This is a genomic window from Pseudoalteromonas sp. SG44-17 (assembly GCF_014164235.1).
GTDB lineage: Bacteria > Pseudomonadota > Gammaproteobacteria > Enterobacterales > Alteromonadaceae > Pseudoalteromonas > Pseudoalteromonas rhizosphaerae.
The window spans coordinates 14156-33549 of record NZ_JACJEV010000043.1 but is presented as its reverse complement, the minus strand read 5'-3'; the positions used below and the strand labels follow the sequence as shown (position 1 = coordinate 33549).

Annotated in this window: 20 protein-coding genes; 14 read left to right on the top strand and 6 right to left on the bottom strand. The window is 40.1% G+C overall.

Translation table 11 applies throughout. The features are described from left to right. Positions 1-438 precede the first annotated feature (438 nt). Positions 439-576, top strand: a complete 138-nt coding sequence (locus H5182_RS20085; protein ID WP_182760505.1) for a hypothetical protein — start codon at positions 439-441, stop codon at positions 574-576. 42 nt (positions 577-618) lie between these two features. Here H5182_RS20085 and H5182_RS20080 read toward each other — a convergent pair whose 3' ends face one another. Together H5182_RS20080 and H5182_RS20075 are read right to left on the bottom strand one after the other, a co-directional pair. Next, positions 619-1605, bottom strand: coding sequence for a 2-hydroxyacid dehydrogenase (locus H5182_RS20080; protein ID WP_149981180.1), 987 nt, complete (start codon positions 1603-1605; stop codon positions 619-621). Beyond that, positions 1565-2086, bottom strand: coding sequence for a glutathione peroxidase (locus tag H5182_RS20075; RefSeq protein WP_182731252.1), 522 nt, complete (start codon positions 2084-2086; stop codon positions 1565-1567). The genes H5182_RS20080 and H5182_RS20075 overlap by 41 nt, the downstream gene beginning before the upstream one ends. 122 nt (positions 2087-2208) lie before the next feature. Here H5182_RS20075 and H5182_RS20070 point away from each other — a divergent pair, with 122 nt between their 5' ends. The 11 genes from H5182_RS20070 to H5182_RS20020 all read left to right on the top strand — a co-directional run bounded on the left by H5182_RS20070 (position 2209) and on the right by H5182_RS20020 (position 11303). Further along, on the top strand, positions 2209-3090 hold the full coding sequence (locus H5182_RS20070; protein ID WP_182731253.1) for an NAD(P)-dependent oxidoreductase: 882 nt from the start codon (positions 2209-2211) through the stop codon (positions 3088-3090). A 242-nt stretch (positions 3091-3332) separates the two neighbouring features. Further along, on the top strand, positions 3333-3971 hold the full coding sequence (locus H5182_RS20065; RefSeq protein ID WP_182731254.1) for a thermostable hemolysin: 639 nt from the start codon (positions 3333-3335) through the stop codon (positions 3969-3971). Then, positions 3971-5443, top strand: coding sequence for an AMP-binding protein (locus H5182_RS20060; protein ID WP_182760504.1), 1473 nt, complete (start codon positions 3971-3973; stop codon positions 5441-5443). Before H5182_RS20065 ends, H5182_RS20060 begins: the two co-directional genes overlap by 1 nt. Then, positions 5440-6129 (top strand): TenA family transcriptional regulator, encoded by a 690-nt coding sequence (locus tag H5182_RS20055; RefSeq protein ID WP_145233019.1) that lies wholly within the window; start codon positions 5440-5442, stop codon positions 6127-6129. The genes H5182_RS20060 and H5182_RS20055 overlap by 4 nt, the downstream gene beginning before the upstream one ends. Then, on the top strand, positions 6126-6920 hold the full coding sequence (locus tag H5182_RS20050) for an SDR family oxidoreductase (protein WP_182757570.1): 795 nt from the start codon (positions 6126-6128) through the stop codon (positions 6918-6920). The genes H5182_RS20055 and H5182_RS20050 overlap by 4 nt, the downstream gene beginning before the upstream one ends. After that, on the top strand, positions 6917-7570 hold the full coding sequence (locus tag H5182_RS20045; RefSeq protein WP_404936226.1) for a hypothetical protein: 654 nt from the start codon (positions 6917-6919) through the stop codon (positions 7568-7570). The genes H5182_RS20050 and H5182_RS20045 overlap by 4 nt, the downstream gene beginning before the upstream one ends. Position 7571: 1 nt before the next feature. After that, positions 7572-8231, top strand: coding sequence for a response regulator transcription factor (locus H5182_RS20040; protein ID WP_182731258.1), 660 nt, complete (start codon positions 7572-7574; stop codon positions 8229-8231). Further along, the gene (locus tag H5182_RS20035) at positions 8231-9535 is read left to right on the top strand and encodes an ATP-binding protein (protein WP_182731259.1); all 1305 of its coding nucleotides are present in this window, start codon (positions 8231-8233) and stop codon (positions 9533-9535) included. Before H5182_RS20040 ends, H5182_RS20035 begins: the two co-directional genes overlap by 1 nt. A 13-nt stretch (positions 9536-9548) precedes the next feature. Then, positions 9549-9875 (top strand): cupredoxin domain-containing protein, encoded by a 327-nt coding sequence (locus H5182_RS20030; protein ID WP_246175520.1) that lies wholly within the window; start codon positions 9549-9551, stop codon positions 9873-9875. Then, positions 9862-10602, top strand: coding sequence for an iron transporter (locus H5182_RS20025; protein ID WP_182731260.1), 741 nt, complete (start codon positions 9862-9864; stop codon positions 10600-10602). The genes H5182_RS20030 and H5182_RS20025 overlap by 14 nt, the downstream gene beginning before the upstream one ends. 38 nt (positions 10603-10640) lie before the next feature. Continuing rightward, positions 10641-11303 (top strand): hypothetical protein, encoded by a 663-nt coding sequence (locus H5182_RS20020; protein ID WP_259397125.1) that lies wholly within the window; start codon positions 10641-10643, stop codon positions 11301-11303. A gap of 48 nt (positions 11304-11351) precedes the next feature. On the opposite strand, the gene sbcB is transcribed toward H5182_RS20020, so the two are convergent. Continuing rightward, positions 11352-12797, bottom strand: coding sequence for an exodeoxyribonuclease I (gene sbcB / locus H5182_RS20015; protein WP_182731262.1), 1446 nt, complete (start codon positions 12795-12797; stop codon positions 11352-11354). A gap of 857 nt (positions 12798-13654) precedes the next feature. On the opposite strand from sbcB, the gene H5182_RS20010 reads away from it, so the two are divergent. Further along, entirely contained in the window at positions 13655-14062 is a 408-nt protein-coding gene (locus H5182_RS20010; protein ID WP_182760502.1) for a hypothetical protein, read from the top strand. Positions 14063-14313: 251 nt separating this feature from the next. Here H5182_RS20010 and H5182_RS20005 read toward each other — a convergent pair whose 3' ends face one another. The 3 genes from H5182_RS20005 to H5182_RS19995 all read right to left on the bottom strand — a co-directional run bounded on the left by H5182_RS20005 (position 14314) and on the right by H5182_RS19995 (position 18218). Continuing rightward, entirely contained in the window at positions 14314-16449 is a 2136-nt protein-coding gene (locus H5182_RS20005; protein WP_182731263.1) for a pre-peptidase C-terminal domain-containing protein, read from the bottom strand. Between the two features lie 539 nt (positions 16450-16988). Continuing rightward, positions 16989-17234 (bottom strand): hypothetical protein, encoded by a 246-nt coding sequence (locus H5182_RS20000; protein ID WP_145233036.1) that lies wholly within the window; start codon positions 17232-17234, stop codon positions 16989-16991. Between the two features lie 162 nt (positions 17235-17396). Continuing rightward, positions 17397-18218 carry a DMT family transporter gene (locus tag H5182_RS19995; protein ID WP_259398336.1) on the bottom strand — a complete coding sequence of 274 codons (822 nt, stop codon included), beginning with the start codon at positions 18216-18218 and terminating at the stop codon, positions 17397-17399. Between the two features lie 198 nt (positions 18219-18416). On the opposite strand from H5182_RS19995, the gene H5182_RS19990 reads away from it, so the two are divergent. Beyond that, complete coding sequence (locus H5182_RS19990; protein ID WP_145233038.1) at positions 18417-19310, top strand: LysR family transcriptional regulator; 894 nt, start codon at positions 18417-18419, stop codon at positions 19308-19310. Positions 19311-19394 lie beyond the last annotated feature (84 nt).

Sequence of the window (19394 nt, the reverse complement as noted above, 5' to 3'; positions counted from 1 at the left end):
CTAAATCGCGAGAGATAGTCTGGAGGAAGCCGTTAGCAAATCTGTGAGCTGATGAACAAAAACATCATATGAGGCGTAGGCTGGAGACGAGCTAGCACAAGATAGCGAAGTCATGTGATCTAACGACCACCGTAAATGATGCAGTTGTGCAGAGAAAGTCGATGCTCCTTATTCGGGGAGATCTGATAAACATGCAACCGCGCTAACGCTTGGAGATTACCAGTTAGGGACTGGTTGTTCAACCCTTGGCGCTTTGGTTGCTGCGACCTATATAGCGAGCGAAATAGCAGTAAACAAGCGTTAGTTTAGACGCGCTTTATCGAGTAATCGCTAGAGTGATTTATCAGAAGTCAGCAGACGGCATAGTAGCCAAACGCCCATCGTAATGGAGGGGACACGGTGAAGGCCTGAACATCTTAACCAGAGGAGATACTACAATTGAACTTGAATTCACATAGATCACCGTGTTGTGATAGTGATGAACAGCGTTCTGCTGTGAATAATACCTCGAATGAATACAACCAAACAGGCTTAAGCCAAGCTAACTTGGTTGATTTTTTGTGCCTTGGTTTTTAAACTTTTACCTAGCACCTAGCACCTAGCACCTAAATCAACCTCTTATTTAACTTCATTACTTAGTGGTTGGTTATTAGCGAACTCAAGTGCATTATTTACGGTGATTTGCGCAATTTCACTCAATGCTTCTTTGGTAAAAAAGCCTTGGTGGCCGGTGACCAGTACGTTTGGAAAACTTACCAAACGCGAAAACACATCGTCTTGCATAATTTCATCACTGCGGTCTTTAAAGAATAGTTCTGACTCTTGTTCGTACACATCTAGCCCTAAATAACCCAATTTTTTAGTTTTAAGTGCGCCAATACAGGCTTTGCTATCAACTAATGCGCCGCGGGAAGTGTTTATAAGCATCACCCCTTGCTTCATTTTGGCAAAAGCGTGTTCGTTGATCATATGATGAGTTTGCTCGGTTAACGGGCAGTGTAAAGAGATCACATCGCTTTGACTTAATAAAGTGTCTAGATCACAAATTGTATAATTGCCTGGTACTGCATAAGGGTCGCAAACCAATACATTTGCACCAAAGCCATTGAGTATATTTACTAAAGCCAAGCCAATTTTTCCACAGCCAATGATACCAATGGTTTTCTTGAATAAGTTAAAGCCAAGCAAGCCATTTAAATCAAAATTATCTTCACGGATACGGTTATAGGCTTTGTGAGTTTTGCGATTGAGGGTAAGCATTAATGCTACACAGTGCTCTGCAACTGCCTCAGGACTGTAAGCGGGTACTCGGCATACTTTGATGTTATGGGCATGTGCCGCAGCTAGGTCAACGTTATTAAAGCCAGCACAGCGTAATAAAATACATTTCACGCCGAATTGAGCAAGCTGATCAATAACCGTTTTATCAACGATATCGTTTACAAATACGCATACAGCATCAAAGCCTTGGCTAAGTATGGCACTTTTCGCATCAAGAGATTGTTCAAAACGGGTTAATTTGATGCGTGTTTGATTGTTTAAACAGGCATCAAAAGATGCATGTTCATATTTTTGCGAACTGAAAAGCGCTACCGTTAGTTGCATCATTAATATTACTCTCTATGACCTGTTTCAAGGTGTCGGGTTTAGTGCGCGGTGCATAACGTACCGCCAATTGTCCCTCAGAGTTTATTAGAAACTTGGTGAAATTCCATTTTATAGCACGATTTTGTGCAATTCCTCGGGTATGTGCTTTTAAATAGTTAAATAACGGATGAGCATCAGGGCCGTTGACCATTACTTTACTAAACACAGGAAAACTAACATTAAACTGTTGTTGATAAAAGTCTTTAATATCAATGTTGTCTATTGGCTCATTGTAGTCAAATTGATTACACGGAAATGCTAACACAATAAACCCTTGTGCTTTATATTGCTGATATAGTTTTTCGAGTGCGCTTAACTGCACCGAAAAGTTACACTTACTGGCGGTATTGACGATTAAAATCGTTTTGCCTTTTAACTGACTTAAGGCAAAATTTTCGCCGTTATAAAGCGGGGCACTGAATTGATATATGCTATCCATAGGTTACCTATTTTGTCTCGTCCATGAAGAAATTTAATGAAGACTTTTTCATTCGCTTTTTTACTGTTCGGTTGAGATAATCAAATTATCTTTTTAAGTTACCACTGAAATAGGTCAATTTTATGTCAATGAAAGTCGCATTTATCGGTTTAGGTGTAATGGGTTATCCAATGGCGGGTCATTTAGCAACTGCCGGTCATCAAGTAACCGTGTATAACCGTACCACAGCAAAAGCACAGCAATGGGCAGAAAAATACGCAGGTCAGGTGGCATTAACGCCAGCAAAAGCCGCAGAACATGCAGATATCGTATTTATGTGTGTAGGTAACGATGATGATTTACGCTCAGTCGTTTATGGTGCTGACGGGGTGATTAAAGGTATGCAAGCAGGCACTATTTTAGTCGATCACACTACGACTTCAGCCGAAGTTGCGCGCGAAGTATCCGCTAATGCGGCACTAAAAGATATTGCGTTTATTGATGCGCCAGTATCGGGTGGTCAAGCTGGTGCTGAAAATGGTGTATTAACAGTCATGGCTGGTGGCGACGCAGCAGTGTTTGCAAAAGTACAACCAGTTATGGCGGCATTTAGCCGTTTTAGCCAGTTACTTGGCGAAGTTGGCTCTGGGCAGTTGTGTAAGATGGTTAATCAAATTTGTATCGCGGGCGTTGTACAAGGCTTGGCCGAGGGCTTACATTTTGCCAAACAAGCAGGCCTTGATGGCGAAAAAGTCATTGAGACGATTGCAAAAGGTGCGGCTGGTTCATGGCAAATGGAAAACCGTTACAAAACCATGTGGGCAGGTGAGTACGAATTTGGTTTTGCTGTTGATTGGATGCGTAAAGATTTAGGTATTGCGTTAGATGAAGCAAAAAATAATGGTGCCACTTTACCAATGACCGCGACGGTCGATCAGTACTACGCTGACGTACAAGCACTTGGTGGTGGGCGTTTTGACACATCAAGCTTATTGGCGCGCATCGAAGCGTTACATAAAAAATAGATAATCAGAGCGTCGGATAATAAGTCTATCTCCAGCAAGTAAATTAAACGCTAACTGTCTTAAATTTACTTGCATAAGCCCGCAATTAGCGGGTAGATGTGGCTTATTATTCCTGAAATCTCCAGTTACGTAATCACTGACCCAAACATTGTTTGGGTTTTTTTATAAAAATTAATTTTTCTTAAGGTTTATTTAAGTTTTGCTCGTTAGATTTTACCCATAGTCTAAAAAGAGCGAACACTATGCAATCACTTCAAGTTACTAACTTGCCTGTTACCAACACACATGATTATGTGTGTGCAAATGCAAACATGCCATTTCGTGTGCAATTAGAGCAAGTCGTTAAAGCGAGTTTTGCCAGAGCTTACGGCGCCAATATTAAGCAGTTTATGCCGGTGTTATGCCAATTAAGTATTGCCGCTGATTCTTGCACGCTGGGACTTAGAGCTGCTACTCAATCACTTTTTATCGAGCAATACTTACCAGAGCCGATTGAATACTTTGTTGATGTACCGAGGGAAGATATTTATGAGCTTGGTAATTTATGCTCAACAAATCGCAAAGCGACTCTCGCTCATTTTGTACTAATGAATGAAGCACTTTATCAAATTGGCGCAAAACGTTTGGTATTTTGTGCCACTGCAAAGGTTAGAGCATTATTAAAAATGCTCGGAGTTAATTGCACTGAAATAGCATTAGCCAATAGTCAGGCACTTGATAACCCAGCAGATTGGGGGACTTATTATGAAAATAAACCAACACTGTGTGTGGTTGATTTAGCGGCTGCTCATGATTGCGTAATAAACACACCTCATTTGTTTAATATTAAACAGCACTATCATCAAGCGAGTTGCCAATTAGCATCGCAATTGGAGGCATAATGGGGTTTTTATCGCAACTACCACACGCAGCGCTTGATACTGTGATTGTTGATCATCATGACCAACAAATGCAGCCGATCAGTAAACAGACGCTGATGCAAGAAGTGGCCGAGTTAATTATCGACTTTAAAGCGCTTGATATGTCAGCCGTGGCGTTTGTAATGGACAATACGCCTGCTTGGTTAATTGTTGACTTTGCATTGATTGAGTTACAACAAGTAAGCATTCCGCTGCCGACCTTTTTTAGCCCACAACAGCTAACTAATAGCGTGAATAAAAGCGGCGTTTCGCATTTTATCAGCGACACCCCCTGTGAACTTGACGGGTTAGAATGTATTGCGACCTTGAGCGTGTTAACCCGCTACCCGCTTTATATCTATAAAGTAAGCGCTTCGAGCCCTACAACATTTTTTACAGATACCCAAAAAGTGACGTTTACTTCAGGCTCTACCGGTGAGCCAAAGGGAGTGTGTTTATCTTTACAAAGTCAATTACAAGTGGCGACCTCATTGCATAAAAAAATAGCGATAAAACAGCCAAAACATCTGTGTTTATTACCTTTGCCAGTATTACTTGAAAACATTGCAGGGGTTTTTGCACCGTTATTAGCCGCAGGTGAAGTGCATGTTATGACACTACCAGAATTAGGCTTCTCTGGGGCAAAATTAAATGATGCCAGTCAACTGATCAATGCCATTGATCGTGTGCAACCGAATACGCTTATTTTGGTGCCGGAATTATTGACCTGTTTAGTCTGGTTTGCCAAGCAGGGATGGACAGTACCAAAGAGCCTGAAATTTATTGCCGTTGGTGGCGCTGTGGTCAGCAGTGAATTGATCACTGTGGCGCGTAGTTTAGGGTTACCAGTTTATCAAGGTTATGGCTTATCTGAAGCTTCATCAGTGGTGAGCTTAAACACGCCAAATGATGATGACATAGAGTGTGCAGGGCGGGTGTTAAATCACTTGCAAAGCAAACTGGTAGACGGGCAGCTATTTATTAAAGGACCCTTATTTTTAGGCTATTTAGGTCAACAACCCCATGATCAAACGAGTTGGTATGCAACCGGTGATTTGGTTGATCAACAACAAGGTCGGTTAACTATTAAGGGGCGTTTAAAAAACCAAATTATTACTAGTTTTGGGCGCAACATCAGCGCTGAGTGGCCTGAATCTTTGCTACTCAGTAACAGTGAAGTACAACAAGCTGTTGTCTTTGGTGAAGGTAAAGCGCATTTAGTAGCACTTATTTATGCATCAGTAAATATGACTGATGAGGTATTAGCCGAGCATTGTAGAGGTATTAACGCACAATTACCTGAATATGCCCAAATTAAAACATTTCATCGCTTAGCTGAACCACTTACTGCAGAGCGGGGATTATTAACCAGTAATAACCGCCCTAAACGCCAAGCAATAGCAAACTATTATCATGCACAACTAACAGCACTGTACAGTGAGGCAATATTATGAGCAATTTTTTCGAGACATTAAAATCACAAACCCAAGCAGAACGCGAGTATTTACTGGCTGCACCGATCATTGCTCGAGTATTCAAGGGGCAAGTAAGCACAACTGAGTATGCTTCATTTTTAGCTCAAGCCTATCATCACGTTAAACATACGGTGCCATTAATGATGGCCGTGGGCGCGAAATTATCGACTGAACAAGAGTGGATCCGCGAGGCTGTTGCGGAATATATAGAAGAAGAAATAGGTCATCAAGAGTGGGTGCTCAATGATATTGCAGCCTGTGGTTTTGATAAACAACAAGTACGTCAAAGTGCTCCCAAATTTGCCACCGAGTTAATGGTTGCTTATGCCTACGATACAATTAATCGTGGTAATCCATTGGCATTTTTTGGCATGGTGCATGTACTCGAAGGTACTTCAATTGCGTTAGCCGATAATGCGGCAAGTAATATAGCCAATATGACCGGATTACCTAAAAAGGCATTTAGCTATTTAACATCTCATGGAGCTTTGGATATTGAGCATGTGAAGTTTTTTGAAGATCTGATGAATAAAATAGAGTCTCCTGCAGATCAACAAGCGATTGTGCATGCCGCTAAATGTTTTTATAAGTTATATGGCAATATTTTTCGTGAATTAGATACAGATCCACAGTTTGCAAGTAGCGACTTGGAGCAAACTGCATGAACCGTCCACTTTGCGTGTTAACAGGTGCGACAGGCGGAATTGGTCAAGCCGTGGCATTAAAGTTGATTCAGCATGGTTGGCGTTTACTGTTAGTTGGTCGCCAACAAGCACAACTAGAGGCATTACAGGTTAAGTGTGGCCAAGACTGTGAGATATTTATTGGTGATTTAACATCAGCACAGACTCGCCAAAAACTACTTGCACATGCTAAATCACTTGGCGGTGCAACAATGCTTATCAATAACGCTGGCATTAATGTGATGCAAGGTTTTAGTGAAATGACGGAGCAGCAAATAGATGACTTACTGATCGTTAATCTGTCGGTGCCAATTAAGTTATGCCAACTATTTTTACCACAAATTTTAGCTAAAAAAGGCTCAATTGTTAATGTGGGATCATCGTTTGGTAGTATTGGTTACCCTTATCAAACCTTATATTGCGCAAGTAAATTTGGTTTACGAGGAATGACCGAAGCGCTGGCCCGCGAACTCAGTCACTGTGATGTAAAAATATTATATTTAGCACCTAGAGCAACTGATACAAATATCAATTCAGTGCAAGTACGCGCGATGAATAAAGCTTTAGGCAATACAATGGATCCACCTGATAAAGTGGCAGATGCGCTTATTTCATTATTGAAATCTGGAAATTCACGCAGTTACATTGGCTTCCCAGAACGCTTATTTGTCAAACTAAATGGTGCTTTTCCATCCTTAGTAGATAACGCAATTGCAAAACAACTTCCTAAAATTAAAAGTTTTTTTGCAGATAAAATTGATAAAGGTGAATGACTATGATTAAACTACTTTATACTAGCTGCTTGTTAACTGGGATATTTTTAACCAGCGCAGCGCATGCTGATCTTGCTAGCGAATTAACTCAGGTGCAAACAAGTTGGGCAACTGTGAATTATGAATTAGTAGATAAAGCGCAGCTCAATGCATTTGAAAAGTTATCAGAGCAGGCCGCGGGGTTTGCAAAGACCTATGATGATCAGGCACAAAGCCATATTTGGTATGGTATTGTGCTATCTAGTTATGCTGGGGCAAAAGGCGGCTTAGGTGCATTAGGATTAGCAAAAGATGCTAAAGCACAGTTAGAGCAAGCCATAGAAATTGATGCCAATGCGTTATCAGGCTCTGCTTACACCAGTTTAGCGACCCTTTATAGTAAAGTACCGGGTTGGCCAATTGGATTTGGTGATGATGACAAAGCGAATAAATTATTTAACCAAGCGCTTGCTATTAATCCAAATGGTATCGATAGTAATTACTTATACGCGGCATTTTTGTATGACGAAAGAGAATACAAAAAGGCAAAAACACATTTACTTGCCGCTCAACAGGCTCCTGCACGTCCTGATAGGCCAAAAGCGGATTTATACCGCCAGCAAGAGATCACCCAATTGTTGGCAAAAGTCGAGAAAAAACTTAAGAGATAATATGCATTTACTACTGGTTGAAGATGATAAGTTAGTGGCTGAAGGGTTATGTCGTTCACTTCGTCAACAAGGTTACAGTGTTGAGCACTGTGCTAGTATAAAATCAGCCATGCAATGGCTCGAAAATGACGAGATCGAACTACTTGTACTTGATTTAGGGCTACCTGATGGCGATGGTATTGATGTATTAAAACACGTCAAAAAGCATCGCCCTAACTTACCAGTAGTAATCTTAACGGCACGCGGTAGTATTGATGATAAAGTACAAGGGCTAGATTTAGGTGCTGATGATTATTTAGCTAAGCCATTCGATCCTGCTGAATTATTTGCCCGTTTAAGAGTCGCTAGTCGGCGCGTAACTCATGCGCAATCAAGTACTATTAACGTAGCAAATGTAGAAATGGATACCTCCGCTTTTACAGTCACGCTTGATCAGCAACCAGTAAACCTGCCGCGTAAAGAGTTTATGTTGCTAAAGGCTTTTTTTGAAAACCAAGGACGCGTATTGTCTAAACAACAATTAGAAAGCAAACTATATGAATGGGGCGAAGAAGTCGGTTCAAATACCATTGAGGTGCATATCCATCATTTGCGCAAAAAGCTCCCTAAAGATCTAATTAAAACCTTACGAGGTATAGGTTATGTGGTAGGTAAACGTTAGTGTCAATTAAACGCAGACTAACGCTGATTATTTTATCAACGGTGATCCTAACTTGCTTTTTGGCATTCAGCAAAGGCTACCGCGAAAGTATGAGCCAGGCCCAGCTGCTACTTGATAACGAATTGCAAACCATTGCTCATGTACTGATCGAGCAACCTATACACAGCGACAAGCCAGTGTTAAGAAGTGATCTAAATCGATTACTGTTTCAAATTTGGCAAGATAACAATTTACTCAGCGCGTCTAAATCATTAGCTGAGCTGGCGCAAAACCCAAGGGTTAACGGATTTAGTGTCGAAAACTTAGCCGGACAGCGAATGCGCGTATTTCATTTAACCGAAGGCACTAAACAAGTGCTGGTGGCAGAGCCGCTGAGTAAACGTTATGAACTTAGCGAGACCATGATTTTGTCAGCAATGACACCTTTGCTTTGGAGTGTGCCACTGCTTGCGGTGTTGATCAGTCTATTTGTCAAACAAGGATTGAGGCCATTAACACGCCTTTCAACATTATTGAAAACGCGACAAGCCAATGACTTTACTGCCATTAATTGGCAAGTGAATGAATACGAAATTAAACCGGTGATCTCACGTTTAAATGATCTGTTTAAACGTGTAGAAAGTGCCTACTTAAGAGAGCGCTTTTTTGCCTCAGATGCTGCCCATGAATTACGCACCCCGCTAAGTAGCCTAAAAATAAATGTTCATAATCTACGCGCACAAGGTGATGGTTGCTTGGAGCTTGATGCAATGGCGCAAGGTATCGATAAACTAAGTAATATTGTTGAGCAAATGTTGATTTTGGGACGCACCTATCCAGAGCAATGGCAGGCACAATTTAGCTCAATTTCAGTGCTAGAGGTCAGTCAACAAGTGGTTGCACAGCTATACGAACGACTTGATGAAAAACAACATATGATCAGTATTGAAGGCGATGATTATGTTATTAATGGTGACCAATTTACCTTGGCAACTTTATTTAGTAATTTATTAAGTAATGCCATAAAGTACACGCCCAGTGGTGGTAACATAGTGATCCGCTTAAACAATCAACAAGGTGCGTATGGTTGGCAGATTGATGACTCAGGTCCTGGCATTGATGATGCCCATAAAGCACGAATTTTTAATCGCTTTTACCGTGTTGGAGGTGATAAACATCCTTCCGGAGAGCAAGGTGCCGGATTAGGTATGGCGATAGTTGAACATATAGTAACAATTTATGGTGCAAGTATTTCTTTAGCCGACAGTGAATTAGGCGGCTTACGAGTGCGAGTTGAATTTATGCAAGGAGCAGAGAGTGAATAACTGGTTAGGGTTTATCAGCCTGCTGCTATTTAGCGTATTACCGTTTTCGTGTTTTGCTAAAGAATATAAATTAATTTTAAAAGATCACCTTTTTTATCCAGCGGAGATCATCGTTCCGGCCAATACTAAACTAAAACTTTTAATTGAAAATCAAGATAGTACGCCAGAAGAGTTTGACAGCTTTGATTTAAATCGAGAGAAAGTGCTGTATCCAAATCGTAGTAGTGTGATTTATATCGGGCCACTGAGCCCTGGGCGTTATGAGTTTTTTGGTGAGTTTTCACCTAACACAGCCCGTGGTGCAGTATTAGTAGAAGGAAAGACTGATGCTGATAACTAGTTTATTGATGAGTATAAATCAGCTGTTACCGGTCGTAATTTTGCTCGTGCTGCTACAGTCATTGCTAAAACTAAACCAGCGCGTGCTGATAGTGACCGCCTTTGTTGGGCTACTTTGTAGTATTATTTATGTACAAAGTGCCGCTTGGTTGAGCCAGTTATTTGATCATCGCGGCCTAGAGTTTAGTCAAATGTTGTTGTGCGTCATTGTGTATGTTGCGTCACTAGTAAGTTGTAAACAGCGGCGTTTATTCGCATTGCTTGCAATAGTTGCGGTTATGGCGCTGTATTTGAGTCACTATTTTATTTATCTGGTTGGTTTTTGGCATAACACCGACACATCAAAACCCTTGCTTATAGGGACATCTCTGGGAATAGGGATCTGTGGTAGTTTTGGTGTGTTGCTATTATTTTTACTGCACAGTGTTAGAGCACGATTTGGTGTGTATCCGCTGATGTTGTTATTGGCTTTTAATGTCTCGGCAAAACTACTCATAGTGTTAGATCTGGCCAGCCAAATTGACTTGATCAATATTACGTCCAACTACTTTGATTGGCGTGCAGTGTTAGTCGAAAACTCAGAGTTAGGCCGTGTACTCAAAGCCTTAGTCGGATATGAGGCAACGCCAAGCAAAACTGCATTATGGCTATATCTAGTTGCGGTTTTAGCCTTTATTGGCACCAGCATAGTATTTACTCGGCAATTTTCTCAAAAGGAGCCATCATGAGATTTATTCTCGCGTGGTGCTTAACTTCGATTTTGTTCATGGCATCGTTTAATGTGCGTGCCGATGGAATAGTTGTAGATAAAGTTTACCACCCTTATGTATTACCATTTGAGCGCGAATTTGAATGGCGTCTGATCTCTCATCAAACAGATAAGGGCAATATTTTAGCCCAACGAGTTGGCTTAGGTGGCTCGTTTAACGATACCATGAGTTTGGAAGGTTATGCGGTTGGAGAGCGCGATGACAACGGTAATTTTGGCTTCTCAGCCTACGAATTAGAATTACGTTGGCAGTTGGTTGAGCAAGGGCGGCTGTGGGCTGACTGGGGCGCCTTATTTGAACTTGAAATGCAAGAAGGCAAAGATAGTTATGAAGCCACAACTGGCTTTTTATGGGAGAAAGAATTTGGCCGGACTAGCCTCACCATGAATGCATTTTTAGTCTACGAGTGGGGCGGTGATATTAAAAACGAATGGGAAACGGAGTTTCGCGCACAGTATCGCTATCGCCTTCGCTCTGAGTTTCAGCCTGCATTAGAGCTATACGCCGGAGAAGACTTCTTTGGTATTGGTCCAGGTTTTATTGGGCTACATCGATTTTCAGCGAAGCGACAACTAAAGTGGGAAGCAGGATTTGTGACAGAGCTGAGCCAACAAGGTAAAGATCACAGTTTTCGCCTTGCCCTAGAGTTTGAATTTTAAAGTAAAAAGCCGCGAATAACTCTACTCGCGGCTTAAAATCTCTGTAAACTACATACTTTGCGCGTAGTTATAAAGCGCTTTTAGAATAGTCAGATTTTTTTCATTATCGTCATGTTCATGGGCGAGATTTTCTAGCGTAACCATAAAATCTTGTGCGCTGATCGATGGTTGATCTTCACCATGCATTAATTTGTTTTGGCAATATTGACGCCACTGATCAAGTTCATCTTGATTAAGCGATTGCGGCCAGTTACGGGCACGGTATTTAAACAATAAGTTATCAAACTTTTTATCTTCAAAATCCAACTTCATACCCGCTAATTGCTCAGGACTGGCATCACGGATAATGGCAAATTTAGCTTTATCAGCATGACTGGTGAAGCCGTCGTATAACATGTAATCAGTATTGGTGGTTTTACCGTAATCGGGCTTATCGTTAAATACTTCAGTGACTTTATCGCGAAGACTTGGGTTGGCTTTTAAAATCGCAAGATTTTTTAAACACTGCTCGCGGTCAATGCCTAAGCGGGCGGCGTTTTCAGGTAATAAGGTTTTAGCAGGCGCTAAAATAGGGCATTTATTTAAATGTACCAGTTTTAAACCAACAGGCAGTTCATCATCGGCAAGCTCACTGCGCTTGGTATAAAGGCGGGTGCGCAACTCTTCAATTGATAAATCGAGTAATACCTGTGGATCTTCGGTTAAGTTAAAACACACTACTGCATTTTTATTAGTCGGATGAAAGCTCATCGGGGCAATCCAACTGGTACAGCCTTGGGTCGCAGGAATACGTGATGAAGTATGCACCAGCGGCGTCATATTAAATACATCAACTAACTCAGCTAAGGCTTTTTTACCGCGCAAACTAAAAAAGAAGTTATACAGTTTTGGCTGTTTTTCTTTTATTAGTTTAGCCAAAGCAATCGTCGCGGTTACATCGCTTAGTGCATCATGTGCCGCAGCGTGTTCAATGCCATTGGCAACAGTTAAATGTTCCAACTTAAAGCTTGGGCTGCCATCTTCTTTTAACGGCCATTCAATACCTTCAGGGCGCAGTGCATAACAAGCACGCACTAAATCTATAATATCCCAGCGGCTGTTATTGTTTTTGTATTCGCGTTCGTAAGGGTCGTAAAAGTTACGGTAAAAGCTATAACGGCTTACTTCATCATCAAAACGAATGCTGTTATAACCGGCCACGCAGGTATTCGGCACACTAAATTCAGCATGAATTTTGGCAATAAAGTCAGCCTCAACTAAACCTTTTTGCATCGCCACTTGCGGAGTAATACCGGTGATCAAACATGCCTCAGGATGCGGTAAATAATCAGCCACAGGTTTGCAATATTCAATCAGCGGCTCACCAATAATGTTTAAATCAAGATCAGTACGAACACCCGCAAACTGGCTCGGCTTATCCTTTTGCGGACTCGCCCCCCAGGTCTCATAATCGTGCCAGTAGATTGTTGCTTGATTTTGCTCTTGATAAGCCATTTAAAAACCCTTTAAGTTAGCTTGAAGCGGTTGCAATACCGCCAAGTTACTAAATTCATGAATTATTTAGATTATGGCATACAGGCGAGGGAGTTTATAGGTTTGGATGATGAAATGATGGTAATCATACTTTCGCAGGTAGCTTAGCTAGAGTGTTGCGAAACTTAATCATTCATTAAAAGAAAAGCCTGCTTAAAAACTCATAACTATGAATGCATTCAATTGTCTGTTGAGTTTTAGCCCGAAAAAATTTTATTGCGAGCTACAAGAGCATTATCGTAGGCGTTAAGCTTGCTGGCGCATTTTTTGGTCGAGAAAACAAGGGCGAGTATCAGCGTTAAAGTTTCTATAAATCAGTGTTCTAAATTAAAAGCAATATTTAAATTGTTGTTGAGCTTTTTGGCCCTATAAGTAGGAGTGTGCTTTAGCCACGAATGTTTTTTACCTTTTCATCATGTTCTATACTTTAAAGCTTTCCTATTGCTCAGATGGAATTCATCATCAATTGCTTATTTTCAGGTTGTTACGACGAGAAAGAGCTTAAAAGCATATTTGCAGCTAATTTATATAATTAAGTTGTTGAAACTAAGTATAAAGTCCACAACTAGTATTGTATTCAATACTAATAGCGATTACGTACAAGTCCAGTAATATTTCATTGTCAGGCGTATATGAACAATTTAATGCCGTTAATAAATAGAATATCAGTTCGTTTATTAGACTAAAGTCTATAAGTTAATTTTCTTCACTTATCGGGTTTAGTTTTATCGTTTGTCGAAATTGAGCCAACACTCTAAAGTTCAGTTGTCGGCAACAGAGCCGACATGACACGACTCAAACCAAATAGGAATATAATCATGAAACGTTCACTAATCAAAACCATCGCACTTGGCTCATTATTTACTTGCTCAGCGGCTGTTATGGCTGATCAAAGTGATTACAAATTAATGATTATTGATAATGCGGCAGCGTCTCAGCCAGTTGAACAATCATTTAATAACTGCGCATTAAATGTGAAATCAAAAAATTATGCACAAGCAGATGAAATTTGTACCAAAGCAATTGCATTGCTAAAGCAAAGTAATGGTCCACGTATGAAAGTTCGCAAGCTAACGTCATTTGCATTAAGCAACCGTGGTGTGTCACGTATGATGGCAAACAATGATACGGCTGGTCTTTCTGATTTATACGAAGCGGCACAAATCGCTGATAGCGAAATGGTTTCTCATAACCTGACGCGCGCTAAAGAGTACCTTTCTCTATAATAGTTTTTATAAACGATTAAAGACAAAACCACGTTAGGCTAAGCCAACGTGGTTTTTTGTTTTTTTAAAGTGTTTCTCTTCTGAGCCAACCGTAAAATTCACTTATTTATTTACGTATTTACTGGCCTCAGTTTAGCTGTACTAAATATATTAAATTTTAAGTTGTAGAGTGGGGCTTTATCTAAACTAGTAAAAAATAAAAACACTTCAGAGGGCGCTGAAGTGCTTTGTACAAGGGGAGTAATGTTATTTTACTGTGCAGTAGCGACTAGTTTAACCCAGTCATAACTGACTATCCCTAGTAACCCGATTTGTAACGATTGACCAGCGTTAACAGCTAAAGTACAGCTTTCGTTGCTGCCGGGATTTTTTGACTGGCAATCATACTTTGTTTGCGTGACTGCACCATCTGCATTTACATATAGGCTTATATCTCCTTGGCTGCCTGCTGTACTTATTGTTACAGATGTTTTTCCTGTAGGAACCAGATAGCTGTATCGTTGCCAAAAACCGGGAAATCCATAGGCGCGAGAGGTAATAATTGTGCTATCTCCCGTCGGTGGTGTACTGTTTTTATAATCAGCCATGATAGTGACATTATTGTAGCTGCTATAGGCTTTGAGCATAATATAATAGCGACCCTCTCCTAGGTTAACTGTACAGATTTCCTCGTTACCATTTTTAAAGGGCCGACAGTCATAGTCTGAAGTGGTAGGCTTAGCGCCTTTCTTAACGTATAGGTCTGCATCGCCGTTACCACCTGATATGCTCATCATAATATTATTGGCATCAGCTGGCACATCAATAAAATAGATACTTTCTTGGTTTCTTGTTGCATTAAGACCTGGTAATGCTTGGCCTTTATTTAACTCAATGTCAGATGACGTACCATCAGAAACACTGACTAGCTGAGCTAGTGTGTTGGTGTTGTTATTGCTATCTTGAACAGTTACAGAAACGTTGTAGTTTCCAGTAGAAGTGAAGGTGTGCTGTACAGTTGCGCCACTGTCTATTTGATTATCGCCAAAATCCCAGCTGTAATTAGTTATTGTGCCCGAAGAGCTGGAACCAGTAGCATCAAAGTTACATTGCAATTGATCACAATTGTATTCAAAACGGGCCGTAGGCGCAGGAGGGGTATTACCATCATTATCGCCAATGGGCACAGTACCGTTAAAATAGCTGGCTACTTGAGGCCAAATTTTACTTATTTTAGCTCCTTTGTTGTAGCAGCCACCTAGATGATGCAATGCAATAACACGATTGCTTGATGCAGCTACAACAGGCGAACCAGATGAGCCACCAATGGTATCGCAATAATATCCTATATCGGTGTTGTTGCCACGGCCATTTGTTGAAGGAGCATTAACTTGGCATAAACCATCATTGTCTTGATCTGACTCTATTGCAAGTTCTTTGGGGTTACCGGATCCATGTTGTGGAATATATATGCGTTCACTTTGTTGCGCGTTTCGTACATCTAGCCCTAAATAACCAAACTGCTCGATAGTGCTAAAATCATTAACACTGAACAAAGTATAATCGAGCGTGTAATCGGTTTTAAAAAACTCATTCCCCGTGACTTTTACAACAGTTTCTTTAGTTGAGCCATTACAGCTTTTATTTTGATAATTAAACCATACTTCCGTTGAGGCAAGTTCTGATGCGGTCTCAATACAATGATTATTAGTAAATAATTTATTATCACTCCCAACGCGCCAGCCCGTGCATAAACTGCGCCCACCGATCACTAAGCGCGCAATAGGTCGGCTTCGGTCAAACTCTATTGGATGGGAATCAGCCCAGCATTGCACATCTTTTCGTTCATTAACGCCACAGGTTGATAATAGCGCTGGTTCATTGCCATTATTTAACTCTGTATTCGTATTTATATCACTTTCGGTGCCATAAAAATAACTATCAATAATACCAAACTGGGTTTGTTGTTTACTGAGTGTCGGGTCGGGGTAATATTCAATGATAACGCTGTCATTAGAGACCGACATAGCTGAAAACGAATGCACCCCGTCATCACCTTTAACATCATCAATTGTTGCAGCATTCATGTTGTCACTACTATATTCGTATCGTTCAGTGTTATCTTGGTTTCTGACGACTAGTTTTGCATTACCACTGAGTTGCACCCGACTAAAATGTACTTTTATATAATCAGCACCGGGATGACTGATTGTATGGCTGATTACTTGGCTTTGAATATTTACAAATTGCTTAGAGAGTTTTAAATGAGTATCGGCTTGTGCACCGATTGTCGTTTTTTTTGCTGCTTGATTGGTATGTTGCATAATAGTCAGTTCATCGACTTCAGCAATGCTGTGTTGGCCATAGATGGCAATTGCAATTAATGCTGCATATTTACATTTTTTCATCTTTATTTCCTACCATAGGTAATTTACCGACTGTTTGATGTAAAACTAATGATTAATTGCATGTTTGATTCATAAAAATCTTGGCAAATAATCAGTACCCAATTGCTAAAGCAAAATCTAGAGTGAATTTTAATCAATGCCAATAAATTGCGTGAAATATTTAGAACCCCCAATAAGTGCAATAAAGTCAATAAAAAAAACTTGTTTGTTATCCAGTTGAAAACAAAAATGTGATGGTTAACAACAAATGAGCTGGTTACACGTGCATGTTTAATATTTTTATTTTGTAAATTTAATGTAAATATAAGTGTGCGTTTTTATGTTTTTAAACACGTTTAGTGAGCTAAATATAACTAAACGTGTTTTTTACTGAAGGTTTTTTAACTATTAATAGTCCAGCCAAAGAGTTTCACCTCAAGGTAATAAAAGTTATTAGAAGTCTATTTGGTCGTCGTAATGATATTTTTAGTGAGTACTATTTATATAGTGTTGGTTGTGATTAATCTTAATTAACATAGGCTAATGTATTGATTTAATATTTAAAACTTTGGACATAAAGCGTGATCAAAGCCTTTTTCAGTTAATAAAAAAGTCGCGCTTGGGGTAGCAAAAATATAGCCTTCGTAGTTAAGAAACGCAATTGTGCCTTTAACTGATTCGATTTGCTCTGCTGATGCACTTTCTATAATAGCTTTCGGATCTAAATTGACTGGTGTTGGAAACTGCTGATAAAGCTGCTTAAAAATTAAGGTGGCGATAGTTTTAAAGGTGTCGTTATTTTTCATTTTTTTGCTCCTTGGTGTTTATGTGTGCTGCTAATGCATTATTGTAACTCTTTCTATTTAAAGAGTAACTGCCACACTAACCTGTTGATCCTAAAATAATACGCGGTTAAATAGCGATAGAGTTGCAGGTAACCCATCGCTATATCATGAGCTGGTGCTGTATTACTTGTTATTTACAGGTTCAGGAATGCGTTTTGGGGTAACAATTCGTGGCATTAATAAGCCGATGATCACAACAATAATGCCAATTAATTGTAGTTCTGTAATTGGTTGGCCCATCAAAAATGCTGTTAACATGGCAAATACCGGAACGAAGTTAAAAAATAACGACGCATTCGCTGAGCCAAGTTGGCGTATGCCATTAAGCCACAGAAGATAGCCGGCAACAGTTCCAAATAAGCCAATATAAATAACATCGATAATACCTACCATTGAGCTATTACTGAGTTCGCTAAGCGGGTGTACATTGGCGGTCACTAAACACATTAAGCCAATGATTGTTGCACCACTTAGCATACTAACAAAAGTATAAGGCAATACAGGCATGTACTGATTGATACCTTGGCTAAAGTAAGTGTATGAACTCCAAGCTAACATACCTAAAAAGATCATTTTGTCGCCGGCATTGATTTGCATATTCAAAAGCACGGCTAAGTCGCCATTGGTGATAACTAATAATACACCTGATAGGCTAACGATTAAGCTAAAACATTGTGCTGCAGTAGGCATTGAGCGCTTTGCAACTGAGCTTATTAATGAGGTTGCAAGTGGGCTCAGCGCCATTATTAACGAGCCGTTTGCGGCACTGGTATGTTCCAGCCCGGTAAATAAACCGAGGTTTAAGCCACCTACGCCAACAGCACTAACAATAATCACCCAAGCCCATTGGTTGAACGTTAAACTTGGTTTTGTACTGTTAATTATTTTTAAGTAGATAGCCAAGCATATTGCGGCAATACTAAAGCGCCAAAATACTAAAGTCAGTGCGTGTACTTGATTTAATGCATGTTTACCAATAGGAAAGCAACTTCCCTAAAAAATGCACATAATAACAGGAGTAAAATAGCTTTTGTGTTGGCTGAGAAGTTCATCAGCAATCCAGAGATTTTGAAAAGTTGCGGCAAGTGTATTACTTTCCATAATGTGGATAAACAAGCAAAAATAAGAGAGTAGATTCCAAAAATGAAATATAGATATTCACTAGACGATTTACGCTATTTTTGTATTGTTGCTCATTTAAAAAGTTTTAAAGATGCTGCACTGGCTTTATCAGTGCCTTTATCAACATTGAGCCGTCGTATTAGACAACTTGAAGATGATTTACAGCTTAGATTGTTAAACCGTGATGCTCATCGCGTATCGCTGACCCATATGGGGGAGCTGTATTACCAACGTTCGAGTGCATTGTTTGCTGAGTTAGATGGCATTAATGATGATCTTCATATCGAGAAGAATCAACCGAAAGGTAAGATCATAATCAGTGCACCTATTAATGCCGGCTCGCAATTTTTAAGGGATATTTTTTATGATTTTTTACTGCAATATCCTGAGATCCAACTAGATATTAGGCTCTCGAATACTTTAATTGATATTGAAGCGCAAGCAATGGATGTGGTGTTTAGGGTGGGTAATACGGTGGTTGATAATTGGATTGCGAGGCCACTTAAAGATATTCACTTTATTTTGTGCAGTAATTCGCAGACGGTGGCCGACAGTGTTAAGCATCCCACTGATTTATGTGCAAAAAGCGCTGTGATTTGCCAGCCGATGTCTATTTGGCAATTAGTAAATAAACAAAATGATGACGCTTATGATTTTCAACCCAGTAAGGGCATTCGTTTAGAGCTTGATGAAATTCAAATGCTCACACACGCGGTTAAAAAAGGCTTGGGGATTGGTTATATTCCTGACTATTATGCATTACCAATGATAGCTCAAGGTGAGCTTCAGCATGTTTTGCCTGATTGGCAAAGCAAGGCACGCACTTTATTTATGTTATATCGGGATCGTGACCATTTACCATTGCGCGTCAGATTATTCATCGAATATGTGCTAGCTAGATTTGAGCAAGGTTAGTATGCTTTTTTATTATTTTTCTGAACTGTTGGGCAAGTGAAATACAGCCTGTTTAGTTATTAATAGCGCCGGACTACAAATTTT

Excerpts from the sequence above, each read along its gene's own strand:
- H5182_RS20080 (WP_149981180.1), bottom strand. The coding sequence starts at position 1,605 with ATGCAACTAACGGTAGCGCTTTTCAGTTCGCAAAAATATGAACATGCA.
- H5182_RS20075 (WP_182731252.1), bottom strand. The coding sequence starts at position 2,086 with ATGGATAGCATATATCAATTCAGTGCCCCGCTTTATAACGGCGAAAAT.
- H5182_RS20070 (WP_182731253.1), top strand. The coding sequence starts at position 2,209 with ATGTCAATGAAAGTCGCATTTATCGGTTTAGGTGTAATGGGTTATCCA.
- H5182_RS20065 (WP_182731254.1), top strand. The coding sequence starts at position 3,333 with ATGCAATCACTTCAAGTTACTAACTTGCCTGTTACCAACACACATGAT.
- H5182_RS20060 (WP_182760504.1), top strand. The coding sequence starts at position 3,971 with ATGGGGTTTTTATCGCAACTACCACACGCAGCGCTTGATACTGTGATT.
- H5182_RS20055 (WP_145233019.1), top strand. The coding sequence starts at position 5,440 with ATGAGCAATTTTTTCGAGACATTAAAATCACAAACCCAAGCAGAACGC.
- H5182_RS20050 (WP_182757570.1), top strand. The coding sequence starts at position 6,126 with ATGAACCGTCCACTTTGCGTGTTAACAGGTGCGACAGGCGGAATTGGT.
- H5182_RS20045 (WP_404936226.1), top strand. The coding sequence starts at position 6,917 with ATGACTATGATTAAACTACTTTATACTAGCTGCTTGTTAACTGGGATA.
- H5182_RS20040 (WP_182731258.1), top strand. The coding sequence starts at position 7,572 with ATGCATTTACTACTGGTTGAAGATGATAAGTTAGTGGCTGAAGGGTTA.
- H5182_RS20025 (WP_182731260.1), top strand. The coding sequence starts at position 9,862 with ATGCTGATAACTAGTTTATTGATGAGTATAAATCAGCTGTTACCGGTC.
- H5182_RS20020 (WP_259397125.1), top strand. The coding sequence starts at position 10,641 with ATGGCATCGTTTAATGTGCGTGCCGATGGAATAGTTGTAGATAAAGTT.
- sbcB (WP_182731262.1), bottom strand. The coding sequence starts at position 12,797 with ATGGCTTATCAAGAGCAAAATCAAGCAACAATCTACTGGCACGATTAT.
- H5182_RS20010 (WP_182760502.1), top strand. The coding sequence starts at position 13,655 with ATGAAACGTTCACTAATCAAAACCATCGCACTTGGCTCATTATTTACT.
- H5182_RS20005 (WP_182731263.1), bottom strand. The coding sequence starts at position 16,449 with ATGAAAAAATGTAAATATGCAGCATTAATTGCAATTGCCATCTATGGC.
- H5182_RS20000 (WP_145233036.1), bottom strand. The coding sequence starts at position 17,234 with ATGAAAAATAACGACACCTTTAAAACTATCGCCACCTTAATTTTTAAG.
- H5182_RS19990 (WP_145233038.1), top strand. The coding sequence starts at position 18,417 with ATGAAATATAGATATTCACTAGACGATTTACGCTATTTTTGTATTGTT.